Origin of the sequence: Mycobacterium sp. GA-2829, from assembly GCF_001499965.1 — a bacterium.
Classification (GTDB): Bacteria; Actinomycetota; Actinomycetes; order Mycobacteriales; family Mycobacteriaceae; genus Mycobacterium.
This window is the reverse complement of sequence record NZ_LQIT01000033.1, coordinates 55272-70658: the sequence shown is the minus strand read 5'-3', so window position 1 is coordinate 70658 and position 15387 is coordinate 55272. Positions and strand designations below refer to the sequence as shown.

Annotated in this window: 13 protein-coding genes and 1 pseudogene; 4 read left to right on the top strand and 10 right to left on the bottom strand. The window is 69.4% G+C overall.

Annotated elements, in window-relative coordinates; all coding sequences use genetic code 11:
- Positions 1-217 (top strand): annotated as a pseudogene (locus AU194_RS32265) (hypothetical protein); the annotation flags it as partial.
- A gap of 164 nt (positions 218-381) precedes the next feature.
- Here AU194_RS32265 and AU194_RS19650 read toward each other — a convergent pair.
- The 8 genes from AU194_RS19650 to AU194_RS19615 are packed head-to-tail and all read right to left on the bottom strand — an operon-like array spanning position 382 to position 9257.
- Positions 382-969, bottom strand: a complete 588-nt coding sequence (locus AU194_RS19650) for an NADPH-dependent FMN reductase (protein ID WP_231743485.1) — start codon at positions 967-969, stop codon at positions 382-384.
- Positions 966-1955 (bottom strand): cyclase family protein, encoded by a 990-nt coding sequence (locus tag AU194_RS19645; protein WP_059090934.1) that lies wholly within the window; start codon positions 1953-1955, stop codon positions 966-968. Before AU194_RS19645 ends, AU194_RS19650 begins: the two co-directional genes overlap by 4 nt.
- 1 nt (position 1956) lies before the next feature.
- Positions 1957-2778, bottom strand: coding sequence for a coniferyl-alcohol dehydrogenase (locus tag AU194_RS19640; RefSeq protein WP_059090933.1), 822 nt, complete (start codon positions 2776-2778; stop codon positions 1957-1959).
- A complete protein-coding gene (locus AU194_RS19635) occupies positions 2779-4098 on the bottom strand; it encodes an LLM class flavin-dependent oxidoreductase (RefSeq protein WP_059090932.1) in 1320 nt (439 codons plus the stop codon).
- Positions 4099-4101: 3 nt separating this feature from the next.
- A complete protein-coding gene (locus tag AU194_RS19630) occupies positions 4102-5844 on the bottom strand; it encodes an FAD-binding protein (protein ID WP_059090931.1) in 1743 nt (580 codons plus the stop codon).
- Complete coding sequence (locus AU194_RS19625; RefSeq protein WP_082698716.1) at positions 5841-6782, bottom strand: 3-carboxyethylcatechol 2,3-dioxygenase; 942 nt, start codon at positions 6780-6782, stop codon at positions 5841-5843. Before AU194_RS19625 ends, AU194_RS19630 begins: the two co-directional genes overlap by 4 nt.
- Positions 6706-8394, bottom strand: coding sequence for a bifunctional 3-(3-hydroxy-phenyl)propionate/3-hydroxycinnamic acid hydroxylase (locus AU194_RS19620; RefSeq protein ID WP_059090930.1), 1689 nt, complete (start codon positions 8392-8394; stop codon positions 6706-6708). Before AU194_RS19620 ends, AU194_RS19625 begins: the two co-directional genes overlap by 77 nt.
- Positions 8394-9257, bottom strand: a complete 864-nt coding sequence (locus tag AU194_RS19615) for an alpha/beta fold hydrolase (protein ID WP_059090929.1) — start codon at positions 9255-9257, stop codon at positions 8394-8396. Before AU194_RS19615 ends, AU194_RS19620 begins: the two co-directional genes overlap by 1 nt.
- Before the next feature lie 119 nt (positions 9258-9376).
- On the opposite strand from AU194_RS19615, the gene AU194_RS19610 reads away from it, so the two are divergent.
- The 3 genes from AU194_RS19610 (at position 9377) to AU194_RS19600 (ending at position 13329) form a co-directional block, all read left to right on the top strand.
- The gene (locus AU194_RS19610) at positions 9377-10099 is read left to right on the top strand and encodes an IclR family transcriptional regulator (protein ID WP_059090928.1); all 723 of its coding nucleotides are present in this window, start codon (positions 9377-9379) and stop codon (positions 10097-10099) included.
- Between the two features lie 35 nt (positions 10100-10134).
- Positions 10135-11748, top strand: a complete 1614-nt coding sequence (locus tag AU194_RS19605; protein ID WP_059090927.1) for an FAD-dependent oxidoreductase — start codon at positions 10135-10137, stop codon at positions 11746-11748.
- A gap of 96 nt (positions 11749-11844) precedes the next feature.
- On the top strand, positions 11845-13329 hold the full coding sequence (locus AU194_RS19600) for a sugar transferase (RefSeq protein WP_059090926.1): 1485 nt from the start codon (positions 11845-11847) through the stop codon (positions 13327-13329).
- On the opposite strand, the gene meaB is transcribed toward AU194_RS19600, so the two are convergent.
- On the bottom strand, positions 13277-14182 hold the full coding sequence (gene meaB, locus AU194_RS19595; protein WP_059090925.1) for a methylmalonyl Co-A mutase-associated GTPase MeaB: 906 nt from the start codon (positions 14180-14182) through the stop codon (positions 13277-13279). The two genes, AU194_RS19600 and meaB, sit on opposite strands and share 53 nt — an antisense overlap.
- A gap of 27 nt (positions 14183-14209) precedes the next feature.
- Entirely contained in the window at positions 14210-15361 is a 1152-nt protein-coding gene (locus AU194_RS19590) for a thiolase family protein (protein ID WP_059090924.1), read from the bottom strand.
- Positions 15362-15387: the final 26 nt, after the last annotated feature.

Sequence of the window (15387 nt, the reverse complement as noted above, 5' to 3'; positions counted from 1 at the left end):
TCGGGCGCATCACCGCGGGATCATCACCATCACCGGACCCGCCCACCAACTCGTCGTCACCGACAGCCGAGGCCGGATCATGCGTGACGGGTCGCTGGCGCGGCCACCCACCCAAGCGCCCCCGAAGGTCGACCCCTATCCCGGGCCCAGCGGCGAACGCGCCGACTGGTGGTGGTACACACCCTTCGAACCCAAAGCCCCACCGAGTGACAACTAACCCGAGTCCGGGCGCCGTCAACATGCCTGAAGCACAACGGAATTGACCGCTCCGGCGGCCGCGTGACATCTGTTGACGCGCACCGGAGGAACACCTTTCCGGAGCAACTACCTCCTGAAGGCCGCGATCCGCGCCGCCTCGGAGCGCGCACGGCGCGCAGACGCCTACTTCGCCGTGCGGTGCGCCTGCGCGAACGTCAGCACCTGATTCGCCAGCAGGTCGAGCTGATTGCGCACGGGTTCATCGACGAGCGTCCCGCCGTCATCCCAGATCGGATCCGCCGAGTTGATCGCCACCCCGAGCGGCGTCGGCCACGCCCGCAACGCATGGCCGATCGACCGCAACTGCCCGAGCGTGTTCACCGCCGCCTGCCACCCGTACGCACAACTGATACAACCCCACGGCGTGTTGTCGAGGTACACCCGCGGGTCCTCCCGCAGATCCTCGATGTAGTCGAGCGCATTCTTCACGAGACCCGAGATCGCCCCGTGGTAGCCCGGCGACCCGACTACCACCGCATCGGCATCCCGCAGCGCCGCAACGAATTCCAACGCGCGCGGCGTCCGCTCCAACTGATGCGGCGCATACATCGGCATGTCGAGGTCCGGCCCCGCGAACATCCGGGTCCGGCCGCCCTGGCGTTCGACGGCCTCCAGGCAGTACCGCACCGCCCGCTCCGTCGACGAGTTCGCCCGCAGCGTGCCGCCCAGCCCGACGACCAGCGGCGACTCGCCCACCGTCCCGGCCGTCACTTGATCGCGATCGGATTCAACGGCGCACCCACCGCACCGGTCACCCGCAACGGCGGTGCGACAAGCTGGAATTCATACACCCCGTCCGCCGCACAGTCGGCGCCCAGCGCACCCAGATCCCAGTACTCCCCGAGCATCAGACCCATATCGCGCAGGCACAACATGTGCATCGGCAGGATCGTGCCCTCCACCCCGGACACCGGATCCTCCACCATCAGGTTGTCCGCCGCGATCGCCGCCACCTCGCGTTCGTGCAGCCACGCCGCACACCGCCAGTCCAGCCCCGCATAGGGTTCGGTGCCGTCGCCTGCCTCGAGGAACCGGTCCCACCACCCGGTGCGGATCAGCACGATGTCCCCGCTGCCGATCGAAACACCCTGCGCGCGAGCGACTTCGTCGAGCTCGTCGGGCGTGATCGGGTCACCGTGCGAGCAGAACACGTCCGCCCCACGGTGACGCACGATGTCCAGCAGCACACCGCGCGAAGTGATGCCCTTGCTGTCGACCTTGTCGATTCCGCAGTGGAACGCCCCCTGGCTGGTCACCGACTCCGCCGGGAAACCGTTGTACAGCTTGTCGTCGTAGTAGACGTGCGACAGCGCATCCCATTGCGTCGCCGCCTGCAGCGGCATGATGATCATGTCGTCGTTGAACCGGAACGGGTTGTCGACGAAATACCCCGCCAACTGCTGAGCGACGGTGTTTTTCAGCCACGGCGGACCGTACTGCACCAGCGTGTGCGCGTCACCGCCGTCGACCGTCATCACATGCATCGGGTTGGGCCGGTACTGGAACGCCCCCTGCGGACCCGCCGACCCGAAGTCCACCCCGAGCGGAAACACCTTGCCGTGCCGCACCAGCCGCGCCGCCTCGGCCACCTTGTCGGCGGTGATGAAGTTCAGCGTGCCGAGTTCGTCGGCGTCACCCCAGCGTCCCCAGTTGCGCACCGCCTCCCCCGCACGCCGGAACTCGTCGAGTGTGGCCACGTCACATCCCTTCTGAAGCGTCTACAGTCGCGGCCACCCGGCCCGCGAGGTTTCCACCGTCGACCCAGATGATCTGGCCGGTGATGTAACTGGCCGCACCGCTGCCGAGGAACAACAGCACCGCCGCCTGCTCCTCCGGATCCGACACCCGGCCGAGCGGTTTCGGGATGTCGTCGAGGAACGCCGGTCCGTACGCGGTTCGCAGCTGGTCGAGGATCGGGGTCTCGGTGACACCCGGTCCCGTGCAGTTGATCCGGATCCCCCGCGCGCCGAGCGGTCCGGCGCTGCGCATCGTGTAGAGGATCAGCGCCTCCTTGGCCAACCGGTAGCCGCCGTCGGCGAGCGCCTCGGGATGCGCGTCGCACCAGGCGATTCCGTCGTCCATCGTGGCGGTGCGCACCAGACCCGCCGTAACCCAAGCGTTGTCCAGGTAGGACGCTGCCGCCAGCGACGACACGCTGACCACCGCCGAACCCGGCCGCATCCGCGGCAGCAGCGCCTCGGTGAAGTGCCGGGTGCCGAGGAAGTTGATCCGCACCACCAGCGGCGGGTCGCCGATCCCCGACGAGACACCGGCGACGTTGAACAACACGTCGATGTCCCCGCCGATCGCGGCGGTGGCGTGGTCGATCGACGCCTCATCCGACAGGTCGATCTCCGCGAACTCGTCGAGTTCGACTGCCGGTCGCCGGATGTCGAGGCCGACGACATGCGCGCCGAGTTCGCCCAACTCCCGCACGAGGTGTGCGCCGATACCCGATGCGCAGCCGGTGACGACGACCCGCTTACCGTCGTAGCGCCACAGTTGTTCGATTCCGGCCACTTAGCCCGAGGCTTCCTTGACCGCCTTGGCCTGCTTCTCCTGTTCGGCGGCCTTGACCCGGCCCTCGTTGATCTCGGCCATCGCCTCCGGGATCTCGCCCGCGGTGAACTTGCCGCCGCGGCCGGTGGGCAGGCCGCCGAACGAGTAGGTCTCGTCGAACAGCGGGGCGTCCGACGGCTGGCGGCGCGCCTCCACCTTCTCGATGACCGGCTCCAGCCGCTTGGCCTTGTCCTTGACGGCCTTCTCGTCGCGCTCGATGAACTCGGGCAGGATCTCCTTGCCCATGATCTCGATGGACTCCATCGTGCCCTCGTGGCTGCGCGGATTGAGCAGCAGGATGATTTCGTCGACGCCACTGGCCTCGTAGCCGCGCAGGAACTCGCGCACCGTGTCCGGCGATCCGATCGCGCCGCGGCCGGGTCCGTAGGCCAGCGTCGGATCCTCCTTCACCGCCTGTTCGTACAGTTCCCACACCCCGGTGCGTCCGGGCGTGTGCATACCGGTCAGGTAGTAGTGCATGATCCCGAACGAGAAGAAGCCGCCGCCGATGCCAAGCCGGTCGAGCGCCTGCTCGTCGGTCTTGGCGACCATCATCGACAAGTCGCCGCCGATCGCGAGCAGGTTCGGGTTGATCGCCGGGGTGACCGGCGTGCCCTTCTCCTCGAACTCCCGGTAGTAGCCGTCCACCCGCTCCTTGAGGGCCTCCGGACCGGTGTAGGCGAAACTCAGTGCGCCGATGGCCTTCTGCGCCGCCATCTGCACCGAGGAGGGCCGCGTACACGCCACCCAGACCGGCGGGTGCGGCTGCTGCAGCGGTTTCGGGATGACGTTGCGGGCCGCCATCTCCACGTGCTCACCCTTGAACCCGGTGAACGGGGCCTCGGTCATACAGCGGATCGAGACCTCGAGGGCCTCCTCCCACATCGTGCGCTTGTCGGCGGGGTCGATGTTGAAACCGCCGAGCTCGGCGACCGACGAACCCTCACCGGTGCCGAACTCTACCCGACCGTTGGACAGATGGTCCAGCGTCGCGACCCGTTCGGCGATGCGCGCGGGGTGGTTGATCGGTGGTGGCAGGTGCATGACGCCGAACCCGAGCCGGATGTTCTTGGTGCGCTGGCTCGCCGCGGCGAGGAACATCTCGGGCGCAGTGGAGTGGCAGTACTCCTCGAGGAAGTGGTGCTCGGTCAGCCACACCGTCGAGAAACCGGCCTTGTCGGCGAGTTCCACCTCGTCGAGTCCGTGCTGGAACAACTGGTGCTCGTCATCCTCCGACCACGGCCGCGGCAGCGGGAATTCGTAGAACAGCGAGATCTTCATGTACTACCTCCGGTGGGTGTCGGCCCTGGTCTGGGTTGTAGCCGTGGTGGATTCGGGTTGTGCTGCAAGGTGTCTGGCAGCGACATAGCCGAACGTCATGGCGGGCCCGATCGTCGCGCCCGCACCGGCGTAACTGCGGCCCATGACCGCCGCGGAGTTGTTGCCGACCGCGTAGAGGCCGGGCACCACGGAGTCGTCGTCGCGCAGCACCCGGGCGTGCTCGTCGGTGCGCAACCCGCCCGAGGTGCCGAGGTCGCCGAGGATGATCTGGAACGCGTAGTACGGCGGCTTGCCGAGCGGGTGCAGGTTGGGGTTCGGCAGCGTGGGGTCGCCGTAGTAGTTGTCGTAGGCGCTGTCCCCGCGGTTGAAGTCGTCGTCGTGGCCCTTGTGCGCGAGTTCGTTGAAGCGTTCGGCGGTCCGGCGCAGGTTCTCCGCGGGGACGCCGATCTTGCCCGCCAACTCCTCCCACGAGTGGGCCTCTTTGACGATTCCGGAGTCCAGCCAGGCCCGCGGCACCTTCCAGCCGGTGGGCACCGGCGCGAACGGCACCTTCGGGATCGGCAGGTGCCCGCCGACGACGTACCGGTGGAACGAGCGGATGTCGGTGATCAGCCAACACGGGATGTGCGTCACGCCGGAGTTCTGCCCTTCGATCATCGCGTGCGCGAAGTCCATGTACGGGGCGGCCTCGTTGATGAAGCGCTTACCGTCGCCGTTGACGACGAACTGCGCGGGCATCATCCGCTCGTTGAGCATGAACTGCAGCCGGCCGTCGGGCCAGCACATCGCCGGGAACCACCACGCCTCGTCGAGCAGTTCGGTGGCGGCGCCGACCTTTTCGCCGGCGCGGATCCCGTCGCCGACGTTGGCGGGGTTGCCGAAGCTCCAGTCCTTCTCCAGGACCGGCAGATGCTGTCGGCGCCACTCCATGTCGTGGTCGAAGCCACCCGCGGCGAGGATCACGCCGCGGCGCGCCCCGATCCGGACGGGGTGCCCGTCCTTCTCGACGACCGCGCCGACCACCTCACCGTCGGGTCCGGTGATGAGTTCGGTCATCGGCGCGCTGAGCCACAGCGGCACGTCGTGCTGCTTCATCGCCAGGCGCAGCCGCGCGGCCAGCGACTGGCCGATCGCGGCCATCCGGTCGCCGAACACCCGCGCCCGGACCATCCGCCAGATCAGCTTGAGCAGCACGGCCTTACCGCGCCAGTTCTGCCGCACCTGGTAGAAGAGCCGAAGGTCCTTGGGTGCGAACCAGATTCCCCTGGGCGCCAACGCCAGCGGTTGCAGCAGATGCTCTTCCTCGTCGCCGAGGCGGCGCAGGTCGATGGCGGGGACGTTGATCGTGCTGCCGAGCGGCGAACCGCCGGGCAGTTCCGGGTAGTAGTCGGCGTAGCCGGGTTTCCACACGAACTCGAACCACGGGCTGAGGTTCTCGAGGAACTCCATCATCTCCGGCGCGGCGTCGACGTAGGCGCGCAGCCGGGCGTCGCTGACCAATCCGTCGGTGATTCGCTTGAGGTAGTCGAAGACCTCGTCGGGGTCGGGGGTGTAGCCCGCCTTGCGCTGGGACGGGGCGCCGGGCACCCATATCCCGCCACCCGAGAGCGCGGTGGATCCGCCGAAGTGCGCGGCCTTCTCCACGACCAGGGTGTCCAGTCCGCTCGCGTTGGCGGTCAGCGCGGCGGTCATCCCGCCGCCGCCGGAGCCGACGACCAGGACGTCCACTTGCTTGTCGAAGTTCATGCCAGCACCGCCGTCCGGACCGCGAAACCCGCGATCAGTTCGGGGGCGGCGCGGTAGAAGCGCAGCCCCGTCCGGTAGTCACCGTTGGCCGCAAGTGCCGCGAATGCCGCAACCCAGGTGCGGATCTCGTGGGCGGAGTTCCCGCCCTCGCGGGCGATGAAGGCGTTCGACCACCCGTCGAGGTCTGAGAGCCAGCCTTCGTCGAGGATCTCCAGGAACGTCGCGTCCCACTCCGGGTTGAGCGGCTGCAGCGGGCTCTCCCCGTGCGCGAAGGCGTGCGCGGCGTCGATCACCGCGGCCTGCCGAGCCATGCGCGCCTCGGTGCTCATCGGTGCGCCGTGCACGATGCGGTCGAGCGCGGCGGGTGGCGCCGTGGCCAGCGTCGGCACCGGCGGATCGTGGGACAGCCCGCCGGAGCCGAGCACCAGGATCCGCTTGTCGAGGCCGGCGAGGTACTGCCCGATCGCCGTGCCGAGTGCGCGGGCGCGCCGCAACGGGCCCAGCGGGGTGGCGACGGAGTTGATGAACACGGGGACGACGGGGCGCGCGACCGCGTCGCCGAACAGGTTCTGCAGCGGCTGCACGGTGCCGTGGTCGACGTCCATGCTGGCCGAGATCGCCACGTCCACACCGGCTTCGAGCACCGCGGTGGCGAGTTCGCCCGCGAGGCGCTCCGGCACGTCCAGCGGTCCGGCGTGGGTGCCGTAGTCCCCGACGCCCTGGGCGGAGGTGCCGACGCAGAACGGCGGCATCACCTTGTAGAAGAACCCGTTGTAGTGGTCCGGTGAGAACGTGACCACGAGTTCGGGGTCGAACTCGGCGACGAAGTCGCGGGCGACGGCCAGTGCGGACTCGATGTCGTCAAGGAGTTCCCGCGACGGTCCCGGAAGATTCAGCAGCGGACTGTGCGACATGCAGCACAGGGCGATCTGCGCCATGGTGACCCTCACCTCCTCCCTGCGTCAGATGGAGCACGCAGAACAGGGCGGTGCTCACTTCGGGGGCGCGCTGGGCGATGCAGGCGCCGGCGATGCAGCGGTCGGGCCGTAGGAACAGCACCGACTCGTTGTGCGCGTCGAACCAGCCCTTGAGTGCGCCGGTCCGGTCGCCGACGACGGTGACGTCGGAATCGTCGTGTCCGGTCCAGTGCAGCTGGGTCGATGGACGGGCGGCGATGAACCTGGCGCCCAACGCTTTCCACCGGTCGAAGACCTCGTCACCGAGCAGCGCACGCGGATTGTTGTTCCAGCACAGCACCGCGAAGCCGGTCCCCATCACCTCGTCGAGCAACACGTTCTGCCGGTCGCGGGTGTCCACGCGCGGCTGGATGAACAGCGTGCCGGTCGGCGACGTCGGCGACGGCGCCTGCGGGTGGAAGACCGAACCCTGTTCGTAGCGCGGCATCGGCTTGAACCGCATCTCGAGCACATAGCGCTTGAGCGTCGGTAGCACCGATGCACCGCGGATCAGCTTGTCCCGCAACGTGGCAACGCGGCGGTTGGTCGGCGAGATGACCCGGCCCACCATGGTGGACAGGTCGATCATCGCGCGGGCGTGCTTGCGGCGCTCCACGTCGTAGGTGTCGAGCAGCGCGTCGCCGGCACGGCCGTTGACGACCGCGGCGAGTTTCCACCCGAGGTTCGCGGCGTCGCGGATACCGCTGTTGTAGCCCTGCCCCTGCCACACCGGCATCAGGTGGGCAGCGTCTCCGGCCAGGAACATGCGGCCCTTGCGGAAGGCGCCCGCGATGCGGGAGTGGTGGGTGTACACCCGGTGCCGGATGATCTCGACGCGTTCGGGGTAGGGCACGAGCAGCCCGAGCATGCGCTGGATGAAGGCGGGGTCCTCGGCCTGTTCGTCGGTCTCGTCGGCGTGAATCATGAACTCGAAGCGGCGGATACCGTGCGCGATCGAGATCGACGCGTACGGCCGGGCCGGGTCGGCGCCCACCTCGCTGTTGGGGTGGCCGAGCGGATCGTTGGCGATGTCGACCACCAGCCAGCGCGTCGGCGAGGTGGTGCCGTCGAACGACACCCCCATCAGGCGGCGCGTCGCGCTGCGCCCACCGTCACAGCCGACCACGTACCGGGCGCGCACCGGGTCGGACTCCCCCTCCAACCGCACCGTCACACCGTCGTCGGTCTGTTCGCATCCGGCCATCCTGTTTCCCCAACGCACCTCCACGTGCGGGAATCGCGCCAGACCGGCGTGCAATTCGGCATCGACCATCGGCTGGACGAAGCCGTTGCGCTTGGGCCAGCCGAACCGCGCGTCCGGCGGCGCCATCTCGGCGAGCAACCTGCGGTCGCCGTCGAAGAACCGCAGGATCTGGTTCGGCACGGTGTGGGGCAGGACCTTGTCGACCAGCCCGATGGACTGAAAGGTGCGCAGCGCCTCGTCGTCGAGTCCGACACCGCGCGGATAGTCGATGAGCGTCGCGCGCTCCTCGACGATCACAGTGCGCACCCCCTGCTGGCCGAGGATGTTCGCCAGCGTCAGCCCCACCGGGCCCGCGCCGACGATGAGGACGTCGGTGTCTGTTCCCGTCATCAGCGCCCCAGCAGGAAGTCGACGTGTAACCGGTTGAAGGTCTTGGGATCCTCGTACTGCGGCCAGTGCCCGCAGCCGGGCATCACCTCGAAGCGCGCACCGGGGATCATCGAGGCGATCCGCCTACCCTCCTCGACGTCGGCGGTGGGATCGTCAGTGGTCCACACCACCAGCGTCGGCGCGGTGATCGCGCCGTACTCTTTGGGACCGAGCAGATTTCGTGCGCGGATCTCGGGGTCCTGCAGCGCCATGATGTCGCGCATCGCCGAGACGAAGCCCGGTTGACGGTAGACGCGCTGGCGGCTGGCGACGATGTCGTCGTAGCCCTTGCTCTTGTCGGCCATCAGCCATTTGATGCGCGCCTGCACGGTCTCCCAGCTGGGATCCTCGGCGGCGGCCATGGACAGGGTGATGATGCGCTTCATCACCTCGGGATCGGCCTGCGAACCGCCCGCAGTGTTGAGCACCAGGCGCACGACGCGGTCGCCATGATCGGCGGCGAGCCGGGCGGCCACCCACCCGCCCAGCGATTCCCCACTGATGTAGGCCTTCTCGGCGCCGATGGCGTCGAGGAAGGCGCGCAGGTGGTCGACGTAGTGGCGGATCTCGAGGGGATGGCCGGGTTTGTCGGTGTACCCGTGGCCCAGCATGTCGATCGACCACGTGGAGAAGTGCTCGGCGTGTGCGTCGAGGTTGCGGACGTAGGCCTCGGCGTGACCGCCGGAGCCGTGCAGGAAGACCAGCGGCGGTTTGCGGGTGTCCCCGGCGTGCAGATAACGCGTGCGCACCCCGCCCGCGTCCAGGTAGCCCTGCGAGAACGCGACGCCCTGCAGGTCGCTCCACACGCTTTCATGTTCGGCCACGGAGCCTTGCTCTCCCCTCTACTGGCGGATACGTCGGAAATACCATTCTCGCTTTGCGGTAGTGCTGCGTGCTAATATCGCTCACTAATGTGCACTATGTTTAGAGCATCACTCTCACGATGACGTCTGTCAAGGGAGCGGGCGGCGCCGAAGAAACGGGAAAGATGCCCGACAAACTCGCCGCCGGGTCGCAGACCCTGGCGCGGGGGCTGTCGGCGCTGCAGGCCGTGGCCACCGCCCCGCACGGGCTGACCGTGCAGCAGGTGGCCGACTTCGTCGGCGTGCACCGCACCATCGCCTACCGACTGCTCGGCACGCTGACCCAGTTCCGCTACGTCGCCAAGGGTGAGGACGGCCGTTACCGGCCCGCCGCCGGGCTGGCGCTGCTCGGCTCGTCGTTCGACAACAACGTGCGCGCACTGAGCGTCCCGGTGCTGCGTGGGCTCGCCGACACGCTGGGCACCACCGTCTCGCTCCTCGTCGCCGAGGGGGATCAACAGGTCGCCGTTGCGGTGATCTCGCCGACGAATGTGTACTACCACTTGTCTTTTCACGAGGGCAGCCGCTATCCGCTGGACCGCGGTGCGGCCGGCATCGCCCTGCTCGCGAGCATGCCGCCGCGCCCCGGTGAGCGTGACCTGGTGCCCCTGACCCGTCGGCAGGGCTGGGTCATCACCCACGGCGAGGTCGAACCCAACACGTTCGGGCTGGCGGTGCCGGTGCGCAGGCGCCCGCCCTCACCGGCGACGTGCATCAACCTCATCTCGCACCGGGAGGACGTCGTACTGGACGGCAAGGACGCGGTGATCGCGGCCGCCGAGGAGCTCGCCGCCATCCTCTAGCGGACGTGCCCGACACCCTGACAGGAAGGACCGAAGTGAGCGTCTGGGACCACGAGACCGACGTCGTCGTACTGGGCAGCGGAGGCGCAGGCCTGGCCGCCGCGCTGGCCGCCGCGGCGAACGGCGCCGCGGTCGAGGTGTACGAGAAGGCCCCGACGGTCGGCGGGACGACCGCGGTGTCCGGCGGCATCGTGTGGATCCCGGCCCACGACCGCGCCGGCGACGAGCTGACCGTCGAGGACGCGCTGGCCTATCTGCGCGCGCAGTCGCTCGGCGTGATGGACACCGACCTCGTGGAGACGTTCGTCCACACCGGACCCCGGATGCTCGAATTCGTCGAAGCCCACAGCGGTCTGCGGTTCTCGGTGGCCGAGGGCTTCCCGGACTACAAGCCCGAACTGCCCGGGGGCCGCCCCGGCGGCGGCCGCTCACTGTCGGCGGCGCCGTTCGACCTCGCCAGGCTCGGACCGTGGCGCGACCGGATCACCTCGTTCCCCGCCGATTTCAGCAACGTCGGCATCGACGCCGAGACCCGCGCCCGCATCCACGCTTCGGTCGACGAGACGCTCGAGGACCCGTGCGTCGCCGGGACCGCGCTGATCGCCGGCCTGCTCAAGGGTCTGCTCGACGCGGGCGTCACCCCGCACACCGACTCCCGCGCCGTCGAACTGATCGCCGAGGACGGCCGCATCGCCGGTGTGCGAATCCGGCAGCCCGACAGCGAGATCCGCGTCCACGCCCGCCGTGCCGTCATCCTCGGCACCGGCGGGTTCGAATGGGACCGCACCCTGGTGGAGGCGTTCCTGCGCGGGCCCATGCACGGTCCGGTGTCCCCGCCCAACAACACCGGCGACGGGCTGCGGATGGCGATGGCGCACGGCGCCGACCTGGCCAACATGGGCGAGGCGTGGTGGGTCCCGATCGTGCAGATCCCCGGCGACACCATCGGCGGGCACCCCCGCAGCCGCAGCGTCCGGCTGGAACGCACCCGCCCGCGCAGCATCATCGTCAACCGGGCGGGGAAACGATTCGTCAACGAGGCCGCGGAGTACAACTCGATGGCCGGGGCGTTCCAGTACCTCGACCCCAAACACGGCTACGTCAACGATCCGGCCTGGATCGTCTTCGACTCACTGCACCTCAAGAAGTACGGCTTCCTCGCCGTCGAACCCGACGGGCCCGCCCCCGACTGGTACGCGAAGTCGGCCGACCTGGAGGAGCTCGGCGAGAAGACCGGCATCGACGCCGACGGCCTGGCCCGCACGCTCGCCGACTGGAATCGCAACGTCGCCGAGGAGCGCGACCCGGACTTCGGCAGGGGCGCCAGCGCCTACGACGGCTACTGGGGCGATCCGCATGCCGCCACCCCCGCGCTGCAGACCCTCGGTCCCATCGACACCCCGCCGTACTACGCGGTGCCGGTGGCCGTCGGCGCGATGGGCACCAAGGGCGGTCCCCGCACCGACCGCGACGGGCGGGTCCTCCACGTCAGCGGCGCACCCATCCCCGGGCTGTATGCGGCGGGCAACGCCATGGCGGGGGCGACGGGTAAGGCCTACGGCGGGGCGGGCGGAACACTCGGGCCTGCCATGGTCTTCGGCGTCCGCGCCGGTCACGCCGCGGCGACGGGTCGATCACTGCCGAGTTGAGCGAACCCGCGTCCACTTGACTCCGCCACTGCAGAATGGCTAGATCAGTTCGCTCGGGTGCCGGGCGGACGATCTACTCACGGGGGAACGCTGCGCATGCCGGTCGGTCAACTGGAAGCCGCACCCGAGGCGCCACCGGCCCGGCAGGGCCGCCGGTCGATTCCCGAGCTGGTGATCCTGCCTCGGGTCCACGCCACGATCACCGTGCTGCTCGACGTGGTGTCCGCGTCGGTCTCGGTGGCGCTCGCCCAGTACCTGGAGACGTCGACCACCCCGGAGTCGTCGTCCACCGCCGGCTGGATGGCGTGGTTGTTCGTTCCGCTGTTGATCGCGCTGCTCGCCCACCGGGGGCTGTACCGCCCGCGCCTGCTGCGCAACTTCCTCGACGAGATCCACCCGGTGGAATCGTCGGTCGCGCTGGCCGCCTGCGCGTTGCTGATGCCGCTGCTTCTGTTCACGGACAAGGCGGTCGTCGGCGAATTCGTACTGCGGTGCTGGCTGTGCGCGGCGGTGCTGGTGCCCGCGGTCCGGCTGCTGCGCTCGGTCGTGCAGCGCAGCCTGCGGCGCCGGTACCGGGCCGCGATGCCCACACTGATCATCGGCGACGGCCCCATCGCCCACCAGCTGATGCACCACCTGCAGGAGCTGCCTGAGTACGGCATGCGCCCGATCGGCCTGCTCGACGACCCGTCCTCGGCCGCGGGCGACGGGATGCCCGACGTGATCCGCGTCGACGTGCCCTGGGTCGGCAGTCCGGCCGACCTCGAGGAGGTCGCGCTCAAGACCGGCGCCACCGACCTCATCGTGTCGTTCTGCCCACTGCCCGACTCCATGCTGATCTCCGCCGTGCGGGACGCCCACCGGCTGGGCATGCGGGTGTGGGTGATCCCCCGGCTCTTCGACGCGGTCGGATCCCGCGCCCACGTCGAACACGTCGGCGGTCTACCGCTGATGGCGATGCACGACGTCAATCCGCGGGGCTGGCAGTTCGCGATCAAACATGCGATGGATCGCACCGTCGCCGCGCTGGCGCTGCTGCTGATCTCCCCGGTGTTCCTGACGCTGGCGCTGCTGGTCCGGCTGAGCTCACCCGGCCCGATCTTCTTCGCGCAGCAACGGGTCGGACGCGACGGTAAGCCGTTCGACTGCCTGAAGTTCCGCTCGATGCGGCCACCGCGCGAGTCGGATCGGCACTTCGAACTCCAGGCCGGTTCCGCCCCCGGTGGCGTCGAAGGCGCCGACCGCCGCACCAGGATCGGCAAGCTCATGCGCCAGACGTCACTCGACGAACTGCCCCAGCTCATCAACGTCCTCAAGGGTGAGATGAGCCTGGTCGGACCCCGCCCGGAGCGGCCGGAATTCGTGGAGCTGTTCGAGATGCAGATCCGCCGCTACGGCGAACGACACCGGGTGAAGGCGGGCGTGACCGGGTGGGCGCAGGTGCACGGCCTACGCGGCCAGACCTCGATCGCCAGCCGGGCCGAATGGGACAACTACTACATCGAGAACTGGTCGCTGTGGCTGGATCTCAAGATCCTGGCACTGACGGTGCTGGCGGTGCTGCGCCGCGCAGAGGACTAGCGAACAGCCCCGCCGCCGCGCCGTAGGGGTCGTGGGTGCCGTCGGCGACCAGACCCGCCAGCCGGTCGAGGTCGGGATGGGTCCGCAGCAGGGTGTGCGCCAGCGACAGGATCTGGGTCCTGGCCCGTGCCGTGCGCCGCTGCGGGGTGTCGTCGCGGTGGTGGGCGTCGATCGCGTCGGCCAACTCCGGGACGCCGTCGCCTTGTGCGGCAACGAGTTTAAGGATCGGCACGCTGATGTCACCGCGCAGGTCACGCACCGTCTGATCGGCGCCCTCACGGTCGGCCTTGTTCACCACGACGATGTCGGCGACCTCGAGCAGACCGGCCTTCGCCGCCTGCACCGCGTCACCGGCGCCGGGGTTGAGGACGACGACGGTGGGGTCGGCGATCGCGGCGATCTCGATCTCCGACTGCCCGACGCCGACGGTCTCCAGGATGATCAGGTCGTAGGACAACGCCGCGAGCAGGCGAATCGCGGCGGGCACCGCGGCCGCGAGGCCGCCGAGGTGGCCGCGGGTGGCGACCGAGCGGATCAGCACACCGGGGTCGTTGATGTGGGCGGCCATCCGGATCCGGTCGCCGAGCAGTGCACCGCCGCTGTAGGGCGAGGACGGGTCGACGGCCAGCACCGCCACCCGCAGGCCCTGTTGCCGGTAGGCGGTCACCAGCGCGGCGACCGTCGTCGACTTGCCCGCACCCGGCGGACCGGTGAACCCGATGACGCGCGCCTGCCGCGGGGTGAGTGCGGCGAGCACGTCGTCGCGGCGGGCGCCCTCGACCAGGCTCAGCAGCCGGCCCGCGGCGCGGGTGGACCCGTTGCGGGCCGCCGCGATGAGCTCGTCTACGTCCATGGGCACCCCAGCCTAGGCGTCACCGACTCAACTGCCGGGCACTTCGATCACGGTCGCGGAGCCCATCCCGCCGCCGGCGCACATGGCCGCCACCCCGACACCACCACCGCGGCGGCGCAATTCGTGCACCAGCGTGACCAGCATGCGGGCGCCGGTGGCGGCCACGGGGTGGCCGAGCGAGCAGCCGCTGCCGCTGACGTTGACCTTCGCGGGGTCGATGTCGAGCATCTTGACCGTCGCCACGCACATCGCGGCGAACGCCTCGTTGATCTCGAACAGGTCCACGTCCGCGATCGAGATCCCGGCCCGTTTCAGCGCTTTGGGGATCGCCTCGACGGGCGCGAGTCCAGTGAACGCGGGGTCGACGCCGACCGAGGCCCAGGCGCGCACCGTGCCGAGCGCGGGCAGGCCGAGCCGGTCGCTGGCGAGGGCCAGTACCGCGGCACCGTCGTTGGCGCCGCAGGCGTTCCCCGCGGTGATCGAGAAGCCCTCGATCTCCGGGTGCAGCGGTTTGAGGGCGGCGAGCTTCTCGAGGCTGGTGTCGCGGCGCGGGTGTTCGTCGGTGTCGAAGACGCCGTGGGGCGTGTCGATGGGGACGATCTCCTCCTTGAAACGCCCCTCGTCGATGGCCTGGATCGCCTTGCGGTGCGAGTCGAACGCCCACTGGTCCATCTCCTCGCGGCTGACCCCGGCCCGCACCGCGGCGTTCCACCCGACCGTGATCGACATGTCCATGTTCGGGGCGTCGGCCCGGTCGGGATGGGTGGGCGGGAACCAGTCGAGCACCGCGGCGTCCTTGGCGCTGTTCGCGCGCCGGGTGAAACGCGGTGAGGTGGAGGCGGAGTTGACGCCGCCTGCGATCACGAGGTGATCCATACCGGCGCGGATTCCGGCCGCGGCGCTCTGCACGGCGGCCTGGCCTGCCGCGCAGTGCCGGTTGTTCGACAGCCCGGGTACCGACGTGAGACCGGCGGTGATGGCGGCGTGACGGGCGATGACGCCGCCGCCGTAGAGGCCTTCGCCGAGGACGACGTCGTCGATCTGGGCCGTGGGGAGGTCATCGGCGGCGGCTCTCACGACGTGCTCGGCCAATTGGTAGGCGTCCGTGTCGCGGAGGGTGCCTTTCATCGCGGTGCCGATGGGCGTGCGCAGCGCGCTGACGATGACGGCTTCAGGCATGGATTGACTCCGTTTCGGCGACGTAT